The following is a 22,396-nucleotide window of genomic DNA, read 5'->3' on the forward strand; positions in this document are numbered from 1 at the left end:
GCTTGCGCGCGTCGCAAGCTCGCATGATCAAAGGAAACAATCACGATGCATTTCATGACGCAATTGCCGCGCACCCGCCATCTTCGACATGGCCTCGCGCGGGCTCTGCTGCGCCGCATTTCGCTTTTTGCCGCGTTGCCGGCCGCGCTCGCGATCGGCGTGGGCATAGCCGGCTGCGCGTCGTCGAATACGACGTCGCTGATCAATCTGCCGAACGGCCAGACCGGCTTTGCGGTGAATTGCAGCGGCGCGGGCGCCGATTCGAGCTGGGCCTCGTGCTACGTGCAGGCGGGCAAGGCGTGCGGCGCGACGGGCTATGACATCGTGTCGAAGGACAACGACGAAGGCGGCACCGCGGGCGGCAGCGTGACGAACGTCGTGTCGGCCAACGTCAAGAACCGTTCGATGATCGTGCGCTGCAAGTGAGCGCGTTCAGCTTCAGTTGCAGTCGCAATTGCAGTTGCAGCGCAGTTGGCGCCCGCCGTTGCGGCACAGGCGCCGGAGCATGCTTCAATGCGCCTGCATCTTCGAGAACATGTTGAGCACGGCGACGCCCGCGATAATCAGCCCGAGGCCGATGACGGCCGGCACGTCCGGCACCTGTCCGTACAGCAGCAGCGCGACGAGCGTGATCAGCACGATGCCCGCGCCCGACCACACCGCGTAGACGATGCCGACCGGAATACTGCGCAGCGTCAGCGACAGGCAATAAAACGCGACGGCGTAGCCAAGCACCACAATCGCCGACGGCACGAACCGCGAGAAGCCCTCCGACGCGCGCATCGCCGATGTCGCGATTACTTCGGCCACGATGGCGATGCCCAGCAATGCATAAGGCGGCAGCCGCATATCGGCTCAGGCCTTTGCAAGCGCGAGCTTGCTGTAGTCGTGACCGAGATGCGCGCACAGCGCTTCGACCACGAACTCATGATCGGCGCGCTGCGGCAGACCGGACACCGTGATCGAACCGATTACGCCCGCGCCCGTGACTGTCAACGGAAACGCGCCGCCGTGGGACGCGTATTCGGTGGCGGGCAGACCGTGTTTGTCGGCGAGCGTGCTGCCGGCCTGCTGCATTTTCAGACCGATCGCGTACGAGCTGCGCCGGAAATGCGCGACCGTGTTGCCCTTTCGGCGTGCCCAATCGATGTTGTCCGGCGTCGCGCCGTCGAGCAGGCTGAAGAACAGCGGTTGACCGAACGTGCGGACGTCGATGGCGGCCGCGATGCTGCGCGCCTTCGCGACCTCGTGCAGATAGGCGCCGATTTGCCAGGCGCGGTCGGCGTCGAATTGAGGAAACACGAGCGCGTGTTCCTGAGCGGCAATGACCTGCAGATCGTGAGCGATGTCCATGAAATTCCGAGGGCGAATGGGAGTGCGGGCGCGTCGTCGTGCAGTGCTGACGGTTTGTGCGGTTGTCTGCTTTGTCGTGCGGCGAGTCGCGCGGTTCCTTGCGAACAGATCGGGATTACTCGCGACTACCTCGCGATGGCGCGACATGCGTGACGGCGCGTCGAATTGCGATTTTAGCGCAGCGTGTTGCGCGGGCCTTGCGCGATGCGACGCGGGGCACGCATCGCGCGACGTGCTGTTAGTTAGCGCCGGCGCTTCTAAGAGCGAGGAGAAAGCGTTCCGCTGAGGAAAAGGCCCGCGCCCAAAAAGCCGTTTTCTTAAACGCCTATTGCACGCGCTTCCCATCTGTTCTATAATCTTTTCTTCGACGGACGCGGGGTGGAGCAGTCTGGCAGCTCGTCGGGCTCATAACCCGAAGGTCGTAGGTTCAAATCCTACCCCCGCAACCAAGTGCTCAATGCGAGCGAACAGGTCAAAGCGTCGAAAACAACATTCAAGGCTTGCCAAATCGGCAGGCCTTTTTTGTTTTGAGCTTGCTATTCCTCTTCCAAGCTTCGACACGCGGGTCATCGGCTCCGCACACAGCGTTCCAGTTGTTCGCAAACGCGCGCGCGCATCGCCGTCGCAACCCCCGCCAACTTCGCCTCTCCCACCGCCCTTCGCTCGCGCCACAAAACCACGCCGCCCCAGTGATAAACTCCTAGCACCCTTTCTCGTCCCCTTCCTATGAAATTCTGTTCTGTCTGCGGCCACGGCGTCAGCCTGAGCATTCCGCCGGGCGACAACCGCGAGCGCTTCGTATGCGGCAGTTGCGGCACGGTGCACTATCAGAATCCGCGCAACGTCGTGGGCACCGTTCCGGTGTGGGACGACAAGGTGCTGCTATGCCGCCGCGCGATCGAACCGCGCTACGGCTACTGGACGCTGCCCGCGGGCTTCATGGAAATGGGCGAGACTACGGCCGAGGCCGCGTCGCGCGAAACGCTCGAGGAAGCCGGCGCGCGTGTCGAAGTGCAGAGCCTGTTCTCGCTGCTGAACGTGCCGCACGTGCATCAGGTGCATCTGTTCTATATGGCGCGCCTGCTCGATCTCGACATTGCCGCGGGCGAGGAAAGTCTCGAAGTAAAGCTCTTCGAGGAAGGCGACATTCCGTGGGACGAGATCGCGTTTCCCACCGTCGGACAAACACTGCGCTTCTTTTTCGCCGACCGCGCGGCCGGCAGCTTCGGCCTGCATACCGGCGACATCTTCCGCTCGCTGCGCGAAGGCTGAGCGGCGCGCATGGTCCCCTGGCTCGGCCCCGACGACCCCTTTCCGCCCGTCGAGCGCGCGCTCGGCGCGGCCAGTGGCGCGCCGGGCCTGCTCGCCGCGAGCGGCGACCTGCTGCCGTCGCGGCTCATCGACGCTTATCGTCACGGCATCTTCCCGTGGTATTCCGACGGTCAGCCGGTGCTGTGGTGGAGCCCCGACCCTCGCATGATCCTGCGTCCCGCCGAGTTCAAGGTGTCGCCGTCGCTGCGTAAAACGCTCAAGCGCGTGCTGCGCGACGACGCATGGGAAATTCGCGTGGATCATGATTTTGCCGCAGTGATGCGCGCGTGCGCGCAGGCGCCGAGGCGCGGACAGCGCGGCACCTGGATCACCGCGGACGTCGTCGACGCCTACACGTCGCTGCATCGGATGGGCGATGCGCACAGCATCGAAACATGGTTCGAAGGCGAGCGCGTGGGCGGCTTATACGGCGTCTCGTTCGGCAAGATGTTCTTCGGCGAATCGATGTTCGCGGACGTCACCGATGCCTCGAAAATGGCGCTGGCCGCGCTTGTCGGGCACTTGCGCCGTCACGAAATAGAAATGATAGACTGCCAGCAGAACACGTCGCATCTGGCGTCGCTCGGCGGTCGCGAGATAGCGCGCAAGGCGTTCATCGCGCATGTTCGCGCGTCGGTCGACGCACCGCGCATTCCGTGGCGCTTCGACAAGACCGCGTTGCTCGATGTGCTCGCGCGAGCGGCGTAGAAGGAATCAGGCCGAATCCGGGTCCGCATGATCGAACGCATGATCGAACGCACCAGCGAACGCGCGGATCGACAAGCTAGCCGCAACGCGCGCCGGGTTTGCATTACCAGAGACACCAGAGACGCTTCGAGAGCTGCCAACGTGACTCATCCCAACGAGCTGCCTCTTTCTCCGCTTTCGGCGCTGCAATTTTATGCAACGGCGCCTTATCCCTGTAGTTATCTCGACGGGCGCATCGCGCGCTCGCAAGTCGCCACGCCCAGTCACCTCATCAACTCCGATGTCTACACGGACCTTGTGAAGGCCGGCTTCCGGCGCTCCGGCGTGTTCACCTACCGGCCGTATTGCGACGGTTGCCGCGCATGCGTGCCGGTGCGCGTGCCGGTCGAGCGCTTCGAGCCGAACCGCACGCAGCGCCGCGTGTGGAAAAAACATGGCGAGATGATCGCCACGGTCGCGCCGCTTCACTACGACGAAGAGCACTACGCGCTCTACATGCGCTATCAGTCGGCGCGGCATGCGGGCGGCGGCATGGACCGCGACAGCCGCGATCAATACGAGCAGTTCCTGCTGCAAAGCCGGATCAATTCGCGGCTCGTCGAATTCCGCGAGCCGCTGCCGGACCGGCCCGATTCGCCGGGCCTGCTGCGCATGATCAGCATGATCGATATTCTCGGCGACGGGCTCTCGTCCGTGTACACGTTCTTCGAGCCGGGACTGCCGCATACGAGCTTCGGCACGTACAACATCTACTGGCAGATCGAGCAGGCGCGCAGTCTCAAGCTGCCGTATGTGTACCTCGGCTACTGGATTCGCGAGAGTCCGAAGATGGCGTACAAGGCCAATTTCCGGCCGCTCGAAGGATTGATCGACGGCATGTGGCGCGTGCTCGATCCCGCCGGCGTCGATCTCCAGCCGACCGGCGCGGGAATGCAGGGCCGGCGCGGGCCGCTGCGGCCTTGAGTGTGGGCTGAGGGTGGCCCGAGCGTGGCCCGAAGAACACCACGCTCGACCCGCGCCCGCGGCAACGCACCGCCCTCGCCTTCCGCCTTATCTCATCGACAGCGCAAAGCCGGTAAAATAGCGGGTTCCCATTTTCCGGCCGCCCGGCTTCGTCCTGTGTTCAGTTCCCTCTATCCGCTCGTACGCGCCCAACTCTTTCGCATGGACGCGGAAGACGCTCATCACCTGACCTTGCGCGCGCTCGGCGCCGCGGGCCGCACTGGGCTCGCGGGCGCGCTCGCCGCCCGCGTGCCCGATGCGCCGCGCACGGTGATGGGACTGACGTTCCGCAATCCGGTAGGACTCGCCGCGGGACTCGACAAGGACGGCGCCGCGATCGACGGGCTCGCGGCACTCGGCTTCGGCTTCATCGAAGTGGGCACGGTCACACCGCGCGCGCAGCCGGGCAACCCGCGTCCGCGCATGTTCCGGCTGCCGCAAGCGCAGGCCGTGATCAACCGGATGGGCTTTAACAACGCGGGCGTCGATCAGTTCGTGAAGAACGTGCAGGCCGCGCGTTACCGCGGCATTCTTGGGCTGAATATCGGCAAGAACGCCGACACGCCGATCGACCGTGCCGCCGACGATTATCTCTACTGCCTCGAGCGCGTCTATCCGTTTGCGAGCTATGTGACGGTCAACATCTCGTCGCCGAATACGAAGAACCTGCGCCAGTTGCAAGGCGCGGACGAACTCGACGCGCTGCTCGCCGCGCTCAAGGACAAGCAGCAGCGTCTGGCCGACATGCACGGCAAGCTCGTGCCGCTCGCGTTGAAGATCGCGCCCGACCTCGACGACGAGCAGATCAAATCGATCGCCGGCACGCTGCTGCGCCATCGCTTCGAAGGCGTGATCGCGACCAACACGACGCTCGCGCGCACGGCCGTCGCGGGCATGCAGCACGGCGACGAAGCGGGCGGCCTGTCGGGCAAGCCGGTGTTCGACGCGTCCAATGAAGTGATCCGCAAGCTGCGCGCCGAAGTCGGCGAGACGGTGCCGATCATCGGCGTCGGCGGGATTTTTTCCGGCGACGACGCGCGCGCCAAACTTGCCGCGGGCGCGTCGCTCGTTCAGCTTTATACGGGTTTCATTTATCGCGGCCCGGCGCTCATCGGCGAATGCGTGCAGGCGTTGCGTTAACTATGCGGCGAGCGTGCGTACTCTTACGCCTCGCTCATGCACACGCCCGCCTCGTAATACAGACATGAGCAATGGGTATTTAGCGACGGGCACTCTGCTTTGTTAAGCTCTCGTCCGCTATAACGCCATACGAACAAAAAAGGACCACGATGCAACTTCGCCTGTTGAAAAAACTTTTCGTCGCCGCGATGATCGGCGCTTCGTTCACCGCGATCCCGGCCCATGCGGACGATCTGCTGGACCAGGTCAAGCAGCGCGGCACGCTGCGCGTCGGCCTCGAAGGCACCTTCCCTCCGTTCAATTCCAAAGCGCCGTCGGGCGAACTGGTCGGCTATGACGTCGACATCGCGAAGGCTGTCGCGGCGAAGCTCGGCGTGAAGCCGGAGTTCATCACGACCGAATGGAGCGGCATCATTGCGGGCCTGCAGGCCGGCAAGTTCGACGTGATCGTCAATCAGGTCGGCATTACCGACGCGCGCAAGCAGTCGCTCGACTTTTCGCCTGCGTACACGTATTCGGCCGCGCAACTGATTCAGCGTAAGGACGACACGCGCCAGTTCAAGTCGCTCGACGATCTGAAGGGCAAGAAGCTCGGCGTCGGCCTCGGCACCAACTACATGGACATGGCGAAGTCGGTGCCGGGCATCGACGTGAAGACGTATCCGGGCGCGCCCGAATATCTGCGCGATCTCGCGGCGGGCCGTCTCGACGCGGCGCTCAACGACCGCCTGATGCTCGCGTATCTGCTGAAGAACTCGCAGTTGCCGCTGCGCACCGGCGCGAACGTCGGCGCGGGCAACCCGTCGGGCATTCCGTTCAAAAAGAACAACCCGAAGTTCGCCAAGGCAATCGACGACGCAATGACGCAACTCGAAGCCGACGGCACGTTTGCGAAGATCTCCGACAAGTGGTTCGGCATCGACGTGAGCAAGCCGATCAAATAAGCGGCTGAAATAAGCGGCTCGCGATGAAACGAAGGGCGGCATGCTCGGTATGCCGCCCTTCGCACTTGTGCGGCACGCGCTCCCATTGACGATATGCGCCTTGCGCGCCAACCCGAGCACTGCTCATGTCCACCACTTCCCTGCTCGTCGAATCGCTTCCTGCGCTCGCGCAGGGCGCCGTCCTGACGGTCAAGTTCGCCGTTCTGTCGATGTTCTTCGGCCTGATCGCCGGCGCCGTGCTCGCGCTGATGGGCGTGAGCCACAGCCGCACGCTGAACCGCCTCGCGCGCGTCTACGTGAGCGTGATGCGCGGCACGCCGCTGCTCGTGCAGATCTTCGTGATTTACTACGGCTTGCCGAGCTTCAATATTTCGCTCGATCCGACGCCGGCCGGCGTGATCGCGTTGTCGGCGAACGTGGCCGCGTATCTGTCGGAGAGCATGCGCGGCGCGATCCTCGGCATTCATCAGGGACAATGGCTCGCCGCGTACAGCCTCGGACTCTCGCGGCGCCAGACGCTGCGTTATGTGATCGCGCCGCAGGCGTTGCGCATCGCCGTGCCGAGCCTGTCGAACAGCCTCATCAGCCTGATCAAGGACACCTCGCTCGTGTCGGTGATCACCGTCACGGAACTGCTGCGCAGCGCGCAGGAAGTCATCGCGTCGACGTATCAGCCCTTGCCGCTTTATCTCGCCGCAGCGGCTGTTTACTGGGTGTTGTGTCAGATACTGGAACTGTTGCAGCGCTGGTATGAACGGCGTCTTGCGTTGCCTTCGCGGCATTGAGCGCGGCACGCGATGAACGCGTGGTCGGCTACGCTTTCATTGCGTGCCGGGTGAAACGTCATGCGTGTGAACCATGAGTCGTGACTCGCGGCCCCCTTCACTCTCCCGCAAACTTCAGCCCTAGCGCCGCGCGCGCCGCGTCGGCCATCTCGATCATCTGCAACGATTTGCTGTGCGGCATCAGCGGACTTTCGAGCTGTCCCGCGCGGATCAGGTCGCAGAAATGCGCGGTCTCGTAGTTGAGGCCGCCGCCTTCGAACGGCTCGTCGAGCTCGACCACGCGACCGTCGGTGTAGCGGATCGTCGCGCGCGACGGGTTCCACCACGGCTCGTGAATCGTCACGTGCCCGCCCTTCGCCATCAGCAGCGCGTCGCCCTTGCCGTGCAGATCGAGCCCACAAAACAGTTGCGCGATGCCGCGCTCGTGCCGGCTATTCAGGCTCGCAAACGTATCGACGCCGGTCGAGCCGAGCCGGCCGAGCGTTTGCACTTCCAGCGGCGCGCCGAGCCAGTCGACGGCAAGAAATATTTCATAGATGCCGATGTCGAGCAGCGCGCCGCCCGCGTGCTCGAACGACAGCGACGGATGATCGTCGGGTACGCCCGGCACCGAGCAGCCGGCCCGCACAAGTCCCATGTCGCCGATCGGATCGTCGTTTAGATGCGCGCGCAACTTTCTGTAGAGCGGATAAAACGGCGGCTTCATCGCTTCCATGAAGAGCCGTTGTGCGCCGCGCGCGGCATCGACCACGCGCTCGAGTTGCGGCCTGTTGATCGTCGCGGGCTTTTCGCACAGCACATGCACGCCCGCTTGCAGCGCGGCGACGGCGTAGTCGGCGTGGCTGTCCTGAACCGTGGCGATGTAGAGCGCGTCGATGCCGCTCGCGAGCAACGCGTCGAAGCTCGCGCAAGCCTCGCCGCCGAACTCGTCGGCGAAAGTCTGAGCGGGCTCGGGCCGCCGTGACCACAGTGCGGCGAGACGCGCGTGCGGCACATAGGCGAGGCCTTGAGCGAACCGGCGCGCGATACGGCCGGTGCCGACAATGCCCCAACGGATCTCGCGGTCCGAAGCAGTGGCGTGGGTTGCGGTTGGGTTGGCGTTCGTCACGATCGGCTGGCGTCCATGCGGATAAAGAGAGCCGCTATTGTCGCGCATGCGGCCCCGCACGTGTGCCGTCGCCGGCGAACGCCCTGCGTGTGTGTCTCTATCGAAGAACGAACCATGAGCGGAAGACTCGCGCGCCGCTGCGCGAACGCGCGCAGCAGCAGCGCGCAACCGATGCGCCGCCCCGTGTTGCCCTGCGTCTTGCCCAGCGTGTCAGCCGCGTGAGGGCGGCACCGGCGGCGCGCCAGCGAAGGTGCCGGCGATTTCCTCGGTCGTGTGATCGATCATCGCCATTGCCGCGAGTTCGGCCTCTTTCGGGTCGCGCCGTTCGATCGCCTCGACCACGCGCCGATGCGAGTTCACCGCCGTTTCCCACGCGCCTTCGCGAGCGGTGACGATGGGATTGCCGGTCGACAGCGCGCCGCGAATGATCGCCGCCATCTGCTTGAAGAACTGATTGCCGCTCGCGACGACGATGCGCGTATGGAACAGTTCGTCGGCTTCCTGATAACCGGGCTCGCCCGGACGGATCACCTTGAACGCCTCGAACGCGTCGCGCACCGCCGCGATGTCGGCCGCGCTGCCGCGCGACGCGGCCTGTGCCGACGCACGCGGTTCGATCAGAATACGAAACTCGATGACGTCGCGCAGGAACACCGGATCGGGCTTCGCGCGAAAACGCCAGTTCACGACGTCCTCGTCGATCATGCGCCAGTCGCTCATCGGCCGGATGCGCGTGCCGATCTTCGGGCGCACGTCGAGCATGTCGCGCGCGAGCAGCATCGAGAGCGCTTCGCGCATCACCGTGCGGCTCACGTCGAACTCTTTCGACAGCACGTCCTGCGGCGGCAGTATCGCGCCGTATTTCTCCTCGACGATCCCTGTGACGAGCCCATCCATGACCTTGCTCACCAGCGATCGATCCTTGTTTGCCTGTTCCATGACCCTCTCCCCGAAGCGGTGTTCGCCCCCGCGTAGCCTGTTGATAAACCGCCCTTTTGTGTGTTTTATCGTCGCGTGGTTACTCATCCACGATACGTTGCTAGCTTCACAACGGTTACGCCAGTTGGGACACTTCCTGACAGGGTTATCCCTCTGAAGAATTGTTTCTTCTGTGTAACGCGATCGGCCCCGAAGGACCATAAGCTTGCGTCTCAAGCATGCCTTTCACGCCGACTTTGCATCGTGCGAAGACGCACGTAGGACGGCAAATTGTCTGAACGGAGGCGGCGTGCAATCGATCATGGGTTGCCGCAAGCGGCGGACCTGGTGCCTGTGTGGTTGCTGGTGCGACTGCCCGTGAGTCTTCAGTACGCTCGCCGCTCTTCAATTCGACACACGTGAGCATGCATGGCCTCGCTCGTCATCAAGGCGATGCGCCGCAAGCGGCTTGTGCGCGATGAAGTGGAACCAGCACGCGCCGCTGTTCTCGACGCCGTCGGAAATACGGTTGCCCGCGCAACTATCAAACACCGCATCGCATTGCAAGCCAATCTGCGCAAGTTGCCGGCGCTGTTCGGCAAGCGTCGTGTAGACGATCACAATGCCGAAGTTGTGAGCCGCCGCTGTCTTGACCGCGTAGCCGCCATAGTCGCGATTCAGCTTGACGTTGTGTATATAGTTGAGCGTGCCGAGCTGGAAGCGGCGCATCGAGCGCAGCGTACGCCAGCCGAGCGTCAGCGGATTGAGCGTGAAACGCGGCAGCAGATGCCAGATGCCCTCGCGGTAACCGGGGCCGCCGCGATTGTGCGACGAGAACAGCACATAGCCGCCTGGCCGCACCACGCGATACATTTCCTGAAGGATCTTCACGCGATCGTTGTAGTCGACGCAGTCGATACCGTTCCAGCTAAATGCAGCGAGCCCGTAATGATCGGACGGCAGTTCGGACATATCGCGTGCATCCATATGCCGCAAATCGCAGCCGGGATAGCGCAGTCTCGCTGTCTCCAGCAGGTTCGGCGCGTAGTCGACGCCGGTGTATTCGTTCGAGATACTAAGCATCAGTGCAACGGTGCGCCCGGTGCCGATGCCGATATCGAGCAACGGCGTGCCCGAACAACGCGGCGCGAGCCATCTGAAGGCGGCCTCTTCGCCCGCGTCGGAGAAGCTCTTGCCGGTCGTGAAAACGCGGGCCGCGTCGCGCGAATTCCAGGCGAGGCGATTGATGCGGTCCAGCTCCGATTGACTATTCACGACACGTCTCCAGTGCGATGCAAGAGCGCGGCGACAGCGCGATCAGCAGCGGCTTCCTCACAGCATCTCAAACGTGTTGACGAGCGCGGCACGATCGCGCTCGCGGCGCCGCAATGCGGTGAGCGGTTGCGAGGCGCGCACTTGCCGCGTGAGACCGATGAACGGCACGCCATGCTCGAGATACGGACCTTCCGTCTTGCGAAAGCCGAACTGCTCGTAGAACTCGCGCAAACTGAGCGGCGCGCTCACGCGTGCGGCGTGTCCCGGCCAACGCTCGGCAATGGCCTGCAATACGCGCTCCATTAGCATTTCCGCGGTGCCGTCGCCGCGTCGCAGCGGACTCGTCAGCACCTTGTCGATCATGATGTCGGGATCTTCCGCATCGCCGGGCTGCACACGGGCGTACGCAAGAATCGGCATCGGCCGCGCCATGTCTTCGACGGCGAACACGTGCAGCGAAGTTTCGTCGCGTCCATCGGCATCGAGGCACACATGCGATTGCTCGACGACGAACACTGCGCTGCGCGCCCGCAAGATCAGGTACAGCTCGCGTGCAGAAAGCTGCTCGAATTCCAGCGTTTTCCAGTTCATCACGTTCCCCAGCGGATTCTTTAATGTTCGGTGCGGCGAGCGCACAGGTTGCCCTCGCGGGCCTCGCACGATTGGCGGGCCGGTTTTGACGCCTACACGGTACGGCCGCCATCCGGCTGTTTCCGTTCGCCATCGCACTCACGCTGGAGGTTGCCGAATCTTCATACGAGGCACCGATAACGCGGCGCGAACGGAGACGCTGCACACCAGATCGTGACGGCTTTAGAGTTGCTGAGTGATGCGCGCCACGCGATCGGAAACGTGGACATCGCAAGCAAAATAGACGGCGACAACGGCGTTGTTTCGCTGACGCTACATTTCGCTGATTTGCACGGTGCCGCGACAACGGCGCATAGACATGGCCGCGAGGCTCGTTCGGCTCTCGCGAGATCGGAGTCGAACGCGGCGCGCACGGCACCGGACTTCGCGCCGCGTATCACCGACGTGCCCGTGTTCTGCCACGGCACCTGTCGGACGAATGCCGATCCCGTCAGCCTGAGAAGCAGCGAAGTGCAACCACAACACCCCTTCGAGCCGGCCCGCGACGCACGCATGAACATGCTGCGCGTGAGCAGGACAATGGCGTACGAATCGGACACGTTCTATGCGCTAGCCGACGAGCACGGCCGTGCTCATCTGGCCACACGTCGCATTGGCGAATTTCGACTATGCGAATGACGCGGCCCGCGCGCCCACTACAGACGTCTGGCCATTTTCAACTAATAAGGGCATCACTCACCACCGCGGCGTGGCGCCATGCCCGACGCGATCCCACTTTCGCACCCACATCACAAAGCGCGGGCCGTTGCGTGCGCATCCATCATTCAGGTTTAAAGCGGATGCAACACTTGCGGCACCGGCCGCCGAAGTCCGCGCGCTCGATGCCGCATCCGCCACTTCTACGGATAGCCGTACCATCTACCCGCCATTTGCCCGCGATGTCTTCGCGAAGCGCGTAAAACCTCGCGCTGCGCGAACCCATTGGTCGGGCTGCGCCCATCACTGTCGTTTTTTTTGCGACTCCTGACAGCCATAAATGATGAACCGTGCGGCAACCGACGCAAGCGGTTGAACACATCTGAATCAATTCCGGCACATCGCGGACACCGCGCCAAAAGGCGCTCACAAAGCGCGGAACAACCCTGGCGCTCCAATCGCAAAACCGCCGCCACGCGCAGCGAACTCAATTGGATCAAGCACTTGGCCCGTATAAAAAGACCATCGCGCGCAGGCTCGACGCAAACGTCGGATGTACAGAATTGAAACAAAAAGGCGCGCACCGGGGGTTTATTTCGCCCGCCCGTCGTCGCTGCGCCGCACCAGTCACGCTTTCCCCTATGGTTGGCACAGTCCTCGCTAATACAAGGACGCAACACCGCGGCGCCGTGAGGACGACCACAACGGCGGCGGCGCACCAACCAATACGGGGCCGACTCTGTTCACCCTGCGCTGACTGCAATGCAGAGCGCGCGTTATCAAAGGGTGCAGGAATCGGATCAAAAACAGGAAGACGCGAGACCCGCGGCTTCACGCGAGGACCGATCATGTTGACACTTCAATCAGATCTGCACGGTAACCATTTGCTTGGCGCATTGCCGTCTCACGAATGGCAAGCGCTTGCTCCGCACCTCGAACTGGTTCATCTGCGCACGGAACAGTTGCTCTGCGATTCCGGCCAACGCATTCATCACGTGTACTTCCCGACGACCGCGATCATTTCGATGCTGTCGACGATGGAAGACGGCAGCTCCGTCGAAATCGCCGCGGTCGGACGCGAAGGCATGACCGGCGTGCCCGTGCTCACGGGCGGCGAAACCATGCCGAACCGCGTGCAGGTGCAATGTGCGGGCTTCGCGTATCGCATGAGCGCTCAGGCCCTCAAGCAGCAATTCGCCCGCTCCGATTTTCTGCGCCGTCTGATGCTGCTCTACATGCACGCGCTTCTCACGCAAGTCGCGCAGACCGCCGCATGCAACCGCCATCACGCACTGAACAAGCAACTGTGCCGGTGGCTTCTGATCGAAGTCGACCGTGTCGCGTCGAACGATCTGACGGTGACGCAGCAATTGATCGCCGACATGCTCGGCGTGCGCCGCGAGGGCATCACCGAGGCAGCCGGCAAGCTGCACGACGAAGGCCTGATTCACCACAGCCGCGGACACATCAAGGTGCTCGACCGCAAGGGGCTCGAAGCGCGCGCGTGCGAATGCTACGGCCTCGTCAAGCGCGAATTCGATCGCCTGCTGCCGCGCCTGCGCCAGGCCGAAACCGTCGAATAACACGCGGCGCGATTGCCGTCCTCGCAGAGTCGATAATGTTCAGGAATACTGCGCGATGCCTCGACGCATTCCTCGTGATTGCGGGAGGCCTGCTCGCCCACTGGATGCGCTTTGCCACGCTCGCCGCTTTGCCGGACACCGAACGCCTGCTGATCGCCTTCAACTGCGTGCTGGTGCTGTTGCTGTTTCCCGGCTTCGGCGTGTATGAAACGTGGCGCGGCAAGCCGTTGACGGCGATGCTCGCACGCGTGGCCGCGGCGTGGCTCGCGGTCGTCGCGGCCGCGTTGCTGCTCGCCTTCACGCTGCATCGCATGGATGCGGTGTCGCGGCTGTGGTTCGTGTATTCGACGCTGATCTCCGGCGCGTTGATCGTCGCGACGAAGTGTGCGGTGCATGTGGCGTTGCGCAGCGTTCGCCGGCGCGGCATGAATTTCCGCACGGTCGCGATTGTCGGCGCGCCCGGCTTTGCGCGCACGCTGCTCGCGCATCTCGAACATGCGCCGCAAGCGGGCTTCAAACCGGTCTGCGTGTTCGACACGAGCGTGGACAGCAGCGTTGAACGGGTAGCCTATGGCGCGCGGCTTAATCGCCTGCCGGTGCTGACCGACCTGACTGCATTCGCCGCCAAAGTGCGCGACGAGCGTGTGAACGAAGTCTGGCTCGCGTTGCCGCTCTCTGAAGAACGCACGATCTATCGCTTTCAGCGCATGTTCAGGCATGACTTCGTGAACCTGCGTTTTATTCCTGACGTACGCAGCCTCTCGCTTTTCAACCACTCGCTCGTCGATGTGGTCGGTTTGCCCACGCTCAGTCTCGGCGCGCCGTCGCTCTCGCCGCCGCAGATGTGGCCGAAGCTGATCTTCGACCGGCTCTTCGCCGCAGGTGCGCTCGTCGCGCTCGCGCCGGTGTTCATCGTGCTCGCGACGGCGATCAAGCTCACGTCGCCGGGGCCCGTGTTCTTTCGCCAGACGCGCAAGGGCGCCGACGGCGAGCCGTTCTCGATCTACAAATTCCGTTCGATGACCGTGCATCATGAAGCGCAGGGTCAGGTCACGCAGGCCACGCGTCACGACGCGCGCGTGACGAAGCTCGGCGCGTTCATGCGCCGCACGAGCCTCGACGAGCTGCCGCAGTTTCTCAATGTGCTGCTCGGACAGATGTCGGTGGTGGGCCCGCGTCCGCATGCGCTCGAACACGACGATCTCTACAAGGATCAGGTGTACGGCTACATGCACCGCTACCGCATCAAACCCGGCATCACCGGATGGGCTCAGGTGAACGGCTATCGCGGCGCGACCGCCAAAGTCGAGAAGATGGAAGCGCGCGTGAAGTTCGACCTCTTCTATATCCACAACTGGTCGTTCTGGTTCGACATGAAGATCGTCTTCATCACGATTTTCAAGGGCTTTATCAGCCGCAACGCGTTCTGATCATGCCGCTACGGACGCCGCTCCTGAAAGTCTCCGTGATCGTCCCGACGTACCGGCGCACCGCCGATCTCGCGCGGTGCCTCGCGGCACTCGACGCACAGGAGCGCCGCGCCGACGAGGTAATCGTGGTCGCGCGTCACGACGATCACGCGACGCTCGACTGGCTGCGTACACGCGAAACCACGCGGCCCGATCCGCGCCGCTGCGTCGTGCTCGTGCATAAGCCGGGCGTCGTGGCCGCTTACAACCTCGGCATCGACAGCGCATGCGGCGACGTGCTCTGCTTCACCGACGACGACGCCGCTCCGCATCCTGACTGGGTCGCGCGAATCGCCCGCGCATTTGGGGGCGATGCATGCCTCGGCGGTCTCGGCGGCCGCGACATCGTGCATGAACGCAACGGTATTCCGCAGGGGCGGAAACCGTGCGTCGGCATCGTGCGATGGTATGGCCGCACGATCGGCAACCATCACATCGGTCATGGCGAGGCACGTGAGGTGCACGTACTCAACGGAGTGAACATGGCGTTTCGCCGCGAGGCGATCGGCGCGCTGCGTTTCGACGCGCGGCTGCTCGGCAGCGGCGCGCAGGTTCATTGCGAAATGGCCTTCAGCCTCGACGTGCGCCGCCGCGGCTGGACGCTTGTCTACGATCCTGCGCTGCTCGTCGAGCACTTTCCCGCTCAACGCCGCGACGAGGACCCGCGCTTCGTCTTCAACGATACGGCGTTCTATAACGCGTCGTTCAATCTTCGACTCATCATGTGCGAACACCTGACGCCGCCAGGCCGATGGGCGTTCGTCGTTTACTCGACGCTGATCGGCGATCGCGCGGACCCGGGGTTCCTGCGCGCGTTGTCGTTGTCGTTGGCGTTCGAGCGCGGCGGAATGGCGCTTGCGTTTCGCAAATGGCGAGTGGGCTTACGCGCAATGCGCGGAGCGTGGCAGGAAGCGGCGCGCTAACGCCCGCAAGCCGAAGTAATTTGCGTTGCAATAGATAGCCGGTCAAGGGCTGCGCCGCATGAAGGCGCAGCCTTTTTTACGCCACTACAAAAACGCGCTGACGTCCGTCTGAAAGCGCTGCGCCAGCGCCTTCGCGACCTTCTTGCTGATCGCCCGGCGGCCCGCGAGGATATCGCTCACCACCGTCGGCGATGCGATGCCCATCAGATCTTTTTGCCGCAGCCCGTGCGTTTCGAGCAAATGCCGCAACACCTCGCGCGGCTCCGCTTTGGGCAGCGTCACGTTCTGCGCCTTCCAGCTGCGAACCAGGTCCGACACGATCGCGTGAAGATCGGTGAGCGGCTCGTTCTCCTTGCCGTTCAGATGATCGGCAAGGGCACTGGAGAGTTCGACCATCGTCTGATAGTCTTGTTCGTTGCGAATGGGAGTAATGGGCAATTGGGCCTGTAGCGCGGCCCAGCTTCGAGCGATGTCGGGAAAAGAGCCCGGAAGGCGATCGGCATTCATGAGTGTAGAGTCTTCCTCGTCCAAAGGTCGCGCATCGCATGCGTCATCGCGTGACGTACGGATTAACGACTGCCTGTTTTAGTAAATCGCAGCGACGATCCGTGATTGTTTGCGTTACCACGGCGGTTACGATTCGTCGCCTGCGTCGAATATCGCGTATTGAGGCGGCTTATGATCCACGCTGCCGCCTGCCCCCGATAGCCGCTCCGGTGGCATCGCCCGAACGGCTTGTTGATGGTGCTGCCCTGCTGAAACACGAGAGGATCGCCGAGCCGCGAAGCCGGCGAACGCCTCGGCTAATCATCCGCAACTGCTCTGCGCCGCCGGCTCGACCGGCCATCCGGCCGGTTCGGCGAGGCGCTCAGCGTCGATCCGCTGCACGGTTGCGGACTCGCCGCGTAAATGCTCGGAAGCGATCGTGCGCGTGACCTCGGCCATGAACGCGCGACGAAACACGGCCGCCGAAAACCGCTCGGCGTTCGCGCGGCACGCGGCCGGCGTGATCTGTTCATGCTGCCGTTCGAACCGGTCGATTGCGTCGAGCATCGACACAACAGTTTGTGATCCGAAATAAATGCCGGTGGGATGCGCGTCGCCGACGGGCACCACGGTCTCGAGCGACCCGCCCTTGCCGAATGCGATCACCGGCGTGCCGCACGCCTGCGCTTCGAGCGTGACGATGCCGAAATCCTCTTCGGCGGCGAATACGAAAGCTCGCGCACGCTGCAAGTAGCTCTTGAGCACGCCGATCGGCTGATAGCCGAGTATCGTCACATTCGGCCCGGCCTTCGCGCGAATCGCAGCCATCTCCGGTCCATCGCCGATCACGATCAGCTTGCGATGCGGCGTCGCGCTGAACGTCTCGACAATCAGATCGATGCGCTTGTACGGCACCATTCGCGAGGCTGTCAGATAGAACTCTTCTTTATGCGTGCACAATTCGAATTCGTCGACATTGACCGGAGGCGGAATCACGGCGGCGTCGCGCCGATAGGTTTTCATCATGCGCCGCGCGACGAATTGCGAATTCGCGATCAGGCGGTCGACGCCATTCGCCGAATGCGAATCCCAGCCGCGCAGATAATGCAGCAGCGCACGCATGAGCCAGGACTTCGGCCCGCGCGTCAGACGGGCTTCGCGCAGATACTCATGCTGTTGGTCCCACGCCTGGCGCATCGGAGAATGCACATAACTTATGTGCGTTTGATCGGGGCCGACGAGCACGCCTTTTGCGACCGTATGCGAACTCGTGATGATCAGATCGTAGTCCGCGAGATCGAACTGCTGCACCGCGAGCGGCATCAACGGCAGATAGGCGTCATAGCGACGGCGCGCGAACGGCAGGCGTTGAATGAAGGAAGTGGTGACGGGTTTGCCGTGCAACGGTCGACGGTCTTCGAGAAAATCCACGAGGCTGAAAAGATCCGCGTCGGGAAAGCATTCGATAATCTGCTCGAGTACCTTCTCGGCGCCGCCCGGTGCGACCAGCCAGTCGTGCACGATCGCAACTCTCATGATCTCCCTATCCTCGTTAACGCCTCCTGGGCATAGCGACGAGTGTAGGTGGCGCGTGCTTTACTGTGCGTGCGCGTGACCACATTCGACGCACGACAGCACGGGAATAATTCATTCGCCGCCATTCGCTTCTTGCGAATGCACGGAACAAATTAATTCGCTTTCCTATGCGCCACGCGTTCGATGTTTCGCTCAGCACGGCAATGCAGCGGCCTGCCGGCGAGCTAATGCCCGGACGGGCCGCTGAAGCGTGATTTGAGTGAGCGGAAAAGGAAGGGCCGCAGGTGCCCGCGCGATGCGGGGCGCCTGGGTTATTGCTCAGACCTTGCGGTACTCGATGGTCTGTACGCCGGTGTCCGTGCCGAGCAGGCACAGGTTCGCGCCACGGCCCGCGAAAAGTCCCACTGTCACGACGCCCGGCCACGCATTGATATGCGTCTCGAGCGTGCGCGGATCGCTAATGCGCAGACCTTTGACGTCGATGATTTCGTTGCCGTTATCGGTGATGAACGGCGTGCCCTCTTTCGTGACACGCACGACCGGCACACCGCCGAGCGCGGTCACACGGCGGCCGATCGCGGTGCGCGCCATCGGCACGACTTCGATCGGCAGCGGGAAGTTGCCGAGCGTGTCGACGAGCTTGCTGGCGTCCGCGATACAGACGAATACGTCCGACACCGACGCGACGATTTTCTCGCGCGTGAGCGCACCGCCGCCGCCCTTGATCATCGCACCGCTGTGATCGATCTCGTCGGCGCCGTCGACATAAACCGGCAGCGAGTCGATCTCGTTCAGATCGAGCATCTTGAAGCCGTGCGATTGCAGGCGCGCGGTGGTGGCGAGCGAACTCGACACCGCGCCGCGATAGCGCGCCTTGTTGGCGGCCAGCGCGTCGATGAAACAGTTCGCGGTGGAGCCGGTGCCGACGCCGATCACCGAACCTTCCGGCACGTTCGCGTGGACATAGTCGGCGGCGGCCTGACCGACCAGTTGCTTGAGTTCGTCTTGAGTCATGAGAATGCGGGCGAGCTGTAAAAGACGCTAGTTTACCGGAGTAAGCACTGGAAACCGGGCGAAATTACTTCTTCACCGCCCGCTGCCTGACGGCCTCGAACAGGCACACGCCGGAAGCTACGGAGACGTTCAGGCTCTCGACCGTGCCCGCCATCGGAATCTGCATGACGATGTCGCAGGTGTCGTGCGTGAGGCGGCGCATGCCCTCGCCTTCGGCGCCCATCACGATCGCAACGGGGCCGTCGAGTTCCGTCTCGTAGAGGCTCTTCTTGGCCTCGCCCGCCGTGCCGACGATCCACACGCCGGCCTCCTTCAGTTCGCGCAGCGCGCGCGCGAGGTTCGTCACGGTGATGTACGGCACGGTGTCGGCCGCGCCGCTCGCGACTTTCGCGGCGGTCGCGTTCAGGCCGACCGCGCGGTCGCGCGGCGCGATCACCGCGTGTGCGCCGGCGGCATCGGCGACACGCAGACAGGCGCCGAGATTGTGCGGATCGGTCACGCCGTCGAGCACCAGAAGCAGCGGCGAGCCGTTGATGCCGTCGAGCAGTTCCGCGAGATTCTGCGCGAGCGGCATGTCGCCCGCGCGCGCGACCACGCCCTGGTGACGCTCGGTGTGCGCGAGCCCCCACAGACGCGTTTCGTCGGCGGCGATCAGGCGCACGCCCGCTTCCTTCGCCGTGTGCAGAAACTCCGTCATGCGGCGGTCCTTGCGCGTGGCGTCGTAATAAACATCTTCGACGGTCGACGCGTCGTGCCGGATGCGCGCGGTGACTGCATGAAAACCGTATAGAACCTTGTGACGTGCCATGACTGATACAACCTTTGATTGAGCGCAGCGGAAACGCCGCGCTGCTGTGATGAATACGTGTGCCTGTCCGCGATCGGGCCGGCGCGTTACTCAATGACTGCCTGATGAAGCGTGCCGAGGCAGTATGAAGCGCCGATCAAGCGCCGATCAAACTCGAATCAAGCGCGGACTAAACGAACACCGCGCGCAACCGGCACGTCTTCACGTACCCGCTGCGCGCGGTTCGAGCGCCGACGCGGGGCGTTAGCGCTTCTTGCGCGCGGTCTGCCTGGACGCCGCCTTGGCCGACGCGCCGCCCTGCTTCTTCGCGGCGCCGCGCGCTTCCTTGACGGCCGCGCTTTGCACCGGCGCGGCCCGCTTGCGGCGCGCGCCCGGCGCTGCCGCGCCGCCTTCGGGCGACGACAACTCGCGCACGCGCGGGCCGCCGTTGTCCGCGGACGATTTGTCTGCCGACACGCTGCGAGCCGGATGCGGCTTGATCGGCGTATCGCGCACGAGGCGGAAGTCGATCTTGCGCGCGTCCAGATCCACGCGGCTCACCTGCACGCGCACGCGATCCGAGAGCCGGTAGCGAATGCCCGTGCGTTCGCCGCGCAGTTCGTTCTTGATTTCGTCGTACTGGAAGTAGTCCGAGCCGAGTTCGGTGACGTGCACGAGGCCTTCGATAAAGAGCGAATCGAGCTGCACGAAGATGCCGAATGACGTGACGCCGTTGACCATGCCGCCATATTCCTCGCCGAGCTTGTCGCGCATGAAGTAGCACTTGAGCCAGGCTTCGACGTCGCGCGATGCTTCGTCGGCGCGGCGCTCGTTAGCCGAGCAATGCAGGCCGAGCTCTTCCCAGATCGCGACGTTGGTGCCGCGCGTGCGGCCGGTTTTTTCGTCGTCGGCCTGCTGCATGGCGCGAGCGCGCGGCGACAGCGCCGTGTTCAACACGACGCCTGCCGGCGGCTCCGGCTGATACTTGCGGCCTTGCAGAATCGCGTAGATGGCGCGGTGCGTGAGCAGGTCGGGATAACGGCGGATCGGACTCGTGAAGTGCGCATACGCCTCATACGCGAGACCGAAGTGGCCGATGTTGTCCGGGCTATAAACCGCCTGCTGCATCGAGCGCAGCAGCATGGTTTGCAGCATCTGCGCGTCGGGCCGGTCGCGGATTTGCGCCATCAGCGCGGCGTAGTCGCTGGCGTGCGGCTTGTCGTTGCCGCCGAGCGTGAGACCCATGCCGCGCAGGAACGTGCGCAGATTCTCGAGCTTCTCCGCGGTCGGGCCGGCATGCACGCGGAACAGGCCCGGATGCTTGTTGCGCTTGAGGAGGTCGGCGGCGCACACGTTCGCGGCCAGCATGCATTCCTCGATCAGCTTGTGCGCCTCGTTGCGGGTGCGCGGCACGATCTGCTCAATCTTGCCCTGCGCGTTGCAGACGATGTACGTCTCGGTCGTATCGAAGTCGATCGCGCCGCGCTTCTGCCGCGCGGCGAACAGCGCCTTGTACACGCCGTAGAGGTTCTGCAATTGCGGCAGCAGCGCGGCGCGGCGCGCGGCTTCCGGACCCTTGGTGTTTTTCAGCACCGCCGCGACTTCCGTGTACGTCAGACGCGCAGCCGAATGCATCACACCAGGATAGAACTGATACGCCTTAACTTCGCCGCGCGCGGTGACGATCATGTCGCACACGAGCACGCAACGGTCGACGTTCGGATTGAGCGAGCACAAACCGTTCGACAGTTTCTCCGGCAGCATCGGAATCACGCGGCGCGGGAAATAGACCGACGTGCTGCGCTCGATCGCGTCGGCGTCGATCGCGCTCTTCGGATGCACGTAGTGCGAGACGTCGGCAATCGCGACGATCAGACGGAAGCCGTCGCCGCGGCCGACCTTGATCGGCTCGCAATACACGGCGTCGTCGAAATCGCGCGCGTCTTCGCCGTCGATCGTGACGAGCGGCACGTCGCGCAGATCGATGCGATGACGCACGTCAGTGGGACGAACTTCGTCGGGAAGTTTCGCGGCTTCGGCAAGCGCGTCGGGGCTGAACTCATGCGGCACGCCGTATTTGCGCACCGCGATTTCGATTTCCATGCCGGGGTCGTCGATATCGCCCAGCACTTCCGCGACGCGGCCCAGCGGCTGCGAATGACGGCTCGGAAAATCGGTCAGCTCGACCACCACCACCTGGCCGACCTTGGCCTTCTTGGTGTTCTGCGTGATGAGGATGTCGTGGCCGATGCGCTTGTCTTCGGGCGCGACGATCAGCGCGCCGTTCTCGTTCAGCAGACGCCCGATCACGCGCTTGTTCGCGCGGTCCGTGACCTCGACGATGTGCCCTTCCGGCCGGCCGCGCCGGTCATAGCCGACGATGCGTGCAAGCACGCGGTCGTTGTGCATGACCTTCTGCATTTCGGCGGTGGGCAGGAACAGATCGTCCTGACCGTCGTCGCGAATCAGGAAGCCGTAACCGTCGCGATGACCCTGAACGCGGCCTGCGACGAAGTTCGACGGATGAGTCAGCTGATAGAGATTGCGCTGATCGAGCCGGATCTGGCCGTCGCGCTCCATGGCGCCGAGGCGCTTGAAAAATCCTTCGCGCTCCTGGCGCTTGATGGACAGGGCTTCGGCGATCTCGTTGGCGGCGAGCGGCGTTTCGCTCGTACGCAGGACGCCGAGGATTTCCTCGCGGCTCGGAATCGGATACGGAAATTTGCTCAAGGGCTTGTCGATGATTTTTTCTCGTTGCATGGACGTC

At 63.5% G+C, this 22,396-nt stretch carries 22 protein-coding genes and 1 tRNA gene; 12 read left to right on the plus strand and 11 right to left on the minus strand.

Annotation, left to right across the window (positions count from 1 at the left end; genetic code table 11):
* Positions 1 to 45 precede the first annotated feature (45 nt).
* Positions 46 to 426, plus strand: a complete 381-nt coding sequence (locus P0D87_RS01600) for a hypothetical protein (RefSeq protein WP_053857986.1) — start codon at positions 46 to 48, stop codon at positions 424 to 426.
* An 84-nt stretch (positions 427 to 510) separates the two neighbouring features.
* Here P0D87_RS01600 and P0D87_RS01605 read toward each other — a convergent pair whose 3' ends face one another.
* Together P0D87_RS01605 and P0D87_RS01610 are read right to left on the minus strand one after the other, a co-directional pair.
* Positions 511 to 843: an SMR family transporter gene (locus P0D87_RS01605; protein WP_370882129.1), complete on the minus strand. Its 333-nt coding sequence runs from the start codon at positions 841 to 843 to the stop codon at positions 511 to 513.
* Positions 844 to 855: 12 nt separating this feature from the next.
* On the minus strand, positions 856 to 1,353 hold the full coding sequence (locus tag P0D87_RS01610) for a heme-degrading domain-containing protein (protein WP_053857985.1): 498 nt from the start codon (positions 1,351 to 1,353) through the stop codon (positions 856 to 858).
* A gap of 372 nt (positions 1,354 to 1,725) precedes the next feature.
* Here P0D87_RS01610 and P0D87_RS01615 point away from each other — a divergent pair.
* The 7 genes from P0D87_RS01615 to P0D87_RS01645 all read left to right on the plus strand — a co-directional run bounded on the left by P0D87_RS01615 (position 1,726) and on the right by P0D87_RS01645 (position 7,243).
* Positions 1,726 to 1,802: transfer RNA gene (locus tag P0D87_RS01615), tRNA-Met, on the plus strand.
* A gap of 277 nt (positions 1,803 to 2,079) precedes the next feature.
* Positions 2,080 to 2,625, plus strand: coding sequence for an NUDIX hydrolase (locus tag P0D87_RS01620; protein WP_006048777.1), 546 nt, complete (start codon positions 2,080 to 2,082; stop codon positions 2,623 to 2,625).
* A gap of 9 nt (positions 2,626 to 2,634) precedes the next feature.
* The gene (gene aat, locus P0D87_RS01625) at positions 2,635 to 3,372 is read left to right on the plus strand and encodes a leucyl/phenylalanyl-tRNA--protein transferase (protein WP_006048776.1); all 738 of its coding nucleotides are present in this window, start codon (positions 2,635 to 2,637) and stop codon (positions 3,370 to 3,372) included.
* Positions 3,373 to 3,513: 141 nt separating this feature from the next.
* Positions 3,514 to 4,335: an arginyltransferase gene (locus P0D87_RS01630; protein ID WP_053859017.1), complete on the plus strand. Its 822-nt coding sequence runs from the start codon at positions 3,514 to 3,516 to the stop codon at positions 4,333 to 4,335.
* Positions 4,336 to 4,491: 156 nt separating this feature from the next.
* On the plus strand, positions 4,492 to 5,514 hold the full coding sequence (locus tag P0D87_RS01635) for a quinone-dependent dihydroorotate dehydrogenase (protein ID WP_029971336.1): 1,023 nt from the start codon (positions 4,492 to 4,494) through the stop codon (positions 5,512 to 5,514).
* Between the two features lie 149 nt (positions 5,515 to 5,663).
* Positions 5,664 to 6,458 (plus strand): cystine ABC transporter substrate-binding protein, encoded by a 795-nt coding sequence (locus P0D87_RS01640; RefSeq protein WP_053857984.1) that lies wholly within the window; start codon positions 5,664 to 5,666, stop codon positions 6,456 to 6,458.
* Between the two features lie 125 nt (positions 6,459 to 6,583).
* Positions 6,584 to 7,243, plus strand: coding sequence for an amino acid ABC transporter permease (locus P0D87_RS01645; protein ID WP_006048772.1), 660 nt, complete (start codon positions 6,584 to 6,586; stop codon positions 7,241 to 7,243).
* A gap of 97 nt (positions 7,244 to 7,340) precedes the next feature.
* On the opposite strand, the gene P0D87_RS01650 is transcribed toward P0D87_RS01645, so the two are convergent.
* From P0D87_RS01650 to P0D87_RS01665, 4 genes are all read right to left on the minus strand, one after another.
* Positions 7,341 to 8,399, minus strand: coding sequence for a Gfo/Idh/MocA family protein (locus tag P0D87_RS01650; protein ID WP_053857983.1), 1,059 nt, complete (start codon positions 8,397 to 8,399; stop codon positions 7,341 to 7,343).
* Positions 8,400 to 8,561: 162 nt separating this feature from the next.
* Entirely contained in the window at positions 8,562 to 9,290 is a 729-nt protein-coding gene (locus tag P0D87_RS01655) for a FadR/GntR family transcriptional regulator (RefSeq protein WP_053857982.1), read from the minus strand.
* A 384-nt stretch (positions 9,291 to 9,674) separates the two neighbouring features.
* Positions 9,675 to 10,544, minus strand: coding sequence for a class I SAM-dependent methyltransferase (locus P0D87_RS01660; RefSeq protein ID WP_053857981.1), 870 nt, complete (start codon positions 10,542 to 10,544; stop codon positions 9,675 to 9,677).
* Between the two features lie 57 nt (positions 10,545 to 10,601).
* Positions 10,602 to 11,135 (minus strand): GNAT family N-acetyltransferase, encoded by a 534-nt coding sequence (locus P0D87_RS01665; protein WP_006048768.1) that lies wholly within the window; start codon positions 11,133 to 11,135, stop codon positions 10,602 to 10,604.
* Between the two features lie 261 nt (positions 11,136 to 11,396).
* Here P0D87_RS01665 and P0D87_RS01670 point away from each other — a divergent pair, with 261 nt between their 5' ends.
* The 4 genes from P0D87_RS01670 (at position 11,397) to P0D87_RS01685 (ending at position 15,806) form a co-directional block, all read left to right on the plus strand.
* On the plus strand, positions 11,397 to 11,813 hold the full coding sequence (locus tag P0D87_RS01670; RefSeq protein ID WP_149029172.1) for a hypothetical protein: 417 nt from the start codon (positions 11,397 to 11,399) through the stop codon (positions 11,811 to 11,813).
* 866 nt (positions 11,814 to 12,679) lie between these two features.
* Complete coding sequence (locus P0D87_RS01675) at positions 12,680 to 13,414, plus strand: Crp/Fnr family transcriptional regulator (RefSeq protein WP_006048767.1); 735 nt, start codon at positions 12,680 to 12,682, stop codon at positions 13,412 to 13,414.
* A 35-nt stretch (positions 13,415 to 13,449) separates the two neighbouring features.
* Positions 13,450 to 14,844 (plus strand): undecaprenyl-phosphate glucose phosphotransferase, encoded by a 1,395-nt coding sequence (locus tag P0D87_RS01680; RefSeq protein WP_053857979.1) that lies wholly within the window; start codon positions 13,450 to 13,452, stop codon positions 14,842 to 14,844.
* A gap of 2 nt (positions 14,845 to 14,846) precedes the next feature.
* A complete protein-coding gene (locus tag P0D87_RS01685; RefSeq protein WP_006048765.1) occupies positions 14,847 to 15,806 on the plus strand; it encodes a glycosyltransferase family 2 protein in 960 nt (319 codons plus the stop codon).
* Positions 15,807 to 15,890: 84 nt separating this feature from the next.
* On the opposite strand, the gene P0D87_RS01690 is transcribed toward P0D87_RS01685, so the two are convergent.
* From P0D87_RS01690 to rnr, 5 genes are all read right to left on the minus strand, one after another.
* The gene (locus P0D87_RS01690; protein ID WP_006048764.1) at positions 15,891 to 16,313 is read right to left on the minus strand and encodes a helix-turn-helix domain-containing protein; all 423 of its coding nucleotides are present in this window, start codon (positions 16,311 to 16,313) and stop codon (positions 15,891 to 15,893) included.
* A gap of 300 nt (positions 16,314 to 16,613) precedes the next feature.
* On the minus strand, positions 16,614 to 17,828 hold the full coding sequence (locus P0D87_RS01695; RefSeq protein ID WP_053857978.1) for a glycosyltransferase family 4 protein: 1,215 nt from the start codon (positions 17,826 to 17,828) through the stop codon (positions 16,614 to 16,616).
* Between the two features lie 318 nt (positions 17,829 to 18,146).
* The gene (rpiA, locus tag P0D87_RS01700; RefSeq protein ID WP_053857977.1) at positions 18,147 to 18,842 is read right to left on the minus strand and encodes a ribose-5-phosphate isomerase RpiA; all 696 of its coding nucleotides are present in this window, start codon (positions 18,840 to 18,842) and stop codon (positions 18,147 to 18,149) included.
* A gap of 64 nt (positions 18,843 to 18,906) precedes the next feature.
* Positions 18,907 to 19,650 (minus strand): 23S rRNA (guanosine(2251)-2'-O)-methyltransferase RlmB, encoded by a 744-nt coding sequence (gene rlmB, locus P0D87_RS01705; protein ID WP_006048761.1) that lies wholly within the window; start codon positions 19,648 to 19,650, stop codon positions 18,907 to 18,909.
* Between the two features lie 243 nt (positions 19,651 to 19,893).
* Entirely contained in the window at positions 19,894 to 22,389 is a 2,496-nt protein-coding gene (gene rnr, locus P0D87_RS01710) for a ribonuclease R (RefSeq protein ID WP_006048760.1), read from the minus strand.
* Positions 22,390 to 22,396: the final 7 nt, after the last annotated feature.

This window comes from Paraburkholderia sp. RL17-368-BIF-A, from assembly GCF_046054045.1.
GTDB classification, from domain to species: domain Bacteria; phylum Pseudomonadota; class Gammaproteobacteria; order Burkholderiales; family Burkholderiaceae; genus Paraburkholderia; species Paraburkholderia graminis.

Excerpts from the sequence above, each read along its gene's own strand:
- P0D87_RS01620 (WP_006048777.1), top strand. The coding sequence starts at position 2,080 with ATGAAATTCTGTTCTGTCTGCGGCCACGGCGTCAGCCTGAGCATTCCG.
- P0D87_RS01665 (WP_006048768.1), bottom strand. The coding sequence starts at position 11,135 with ATGAACTGGAAAACGCTGGAATTCGAGCAGCTTTCTGCACGCGAGCTG.
- P0D87_RS01640 (WP_053857984.1), top strand. The coding sequence starts at position 5,664 with ATGCAACTTCGCCTGTTGAAAAAACTTTTCGTCGCCGCGATGATCGGC.
- P0D87_RS01680 (WP_053857979.1), top strand. The coding sequence starts at position 13,450 with ATGTTCAGGAATACTGCGCGATGCCTCGACGCATTCCTCGTGATTGCG.
- P0D87_RS01645 (WP_006048772.1), top strand. The coding sequence starts at position 6,584 with ATGTCCACCACTTCCCTGCTCGTCGAATCGCTTCCTGCGCTCGCGCAG.
- rlmB (WP_006048761.1), bottom strand. The coding sequence starts at position 19,650 with ATGGCACGTCACAAGGTTCTATACGGTTTTCATGCAGTCACCGCGCGC.
- P0D87_RS01675 (WP_006048767.1), top strand. The coding sequence starts at position 12,680 with ATGTTGACACTTCAATCAGATCTGCACGGTAACCATTTGCTTGGCGCA.
- rnr (WP_006048760.1), bottom strand. The coding sequence starts at position 22,389 with ATGCAACGAGAAAAAATCATCGACAAGCCCTTGAGCAAATTTCCGTAT.
- P0D87_RS01655 (WP_053857982.1), bottom strand. The coding sequence starts at position 9,290 with ATGGAACAGGCAAACAAGGATCGATCGCTGGTGAGCAAGGTCATGGAT.
- P0D87_RS01600 (WP_053857986.1), top strand. The coding sequence starts at position 46 with ATGCATTTCATGACGCAATTGCCGCGCACCCGCCATCTTCGACATGGC.
- rpiA (WP_053857977.1), bottom strand. The coding sequence starts at position 18,842 with ATGACTCAAGACGAACTCAAGCAACTGGTCGGTCAGGCCGCCGCCGAC.
- P0D87_RS01690 (WP_006048764.1), bottom strand. The coding sequence starts at position 16,313 with ATGAATGCCGATCGCCTTCCGGGCTCTTTTCCCGACATCGCTCGAAGC.
- P0D87_RS01650 (WP_053857983.1), bottom strand. The coding sequence starts at position 8,399 with ATGCGCGACAATAGCGGCTCTCTTTATCCGCATGGACGCCAGCCGATC.
- P0D87_RS01695 (WP_053857978.1), bottom strand. The coding sequence starts at position 17,828 with ATGAGAGTTGCGATCGTGCACGACTGGCTGGTCGCACCGGGCGGCGCC.
- P0D87_RS01685 (WP_006048765.1), top strand. The coding sequence starts at position 14,847 with ATGCCGCTACGGACGCCGCTCCTGAAAGTCTCCGTGATCGTCCCGACG.
- aat (WP_006048776.1), top strand. The coding sequence starts at position 2,635 with ATGGTCCCCTGGCTCGGCCCCGACGACCCCTTTCCGCCCGTCGAGCGC.
- P0D87_RS01610 (WP_053857985.1), bottom strand. The coding sequence starts at position 1,353 with ATGGACATCGCTCACGATCTGCAGGTCATTGCCGCTCAGGAACACGCG.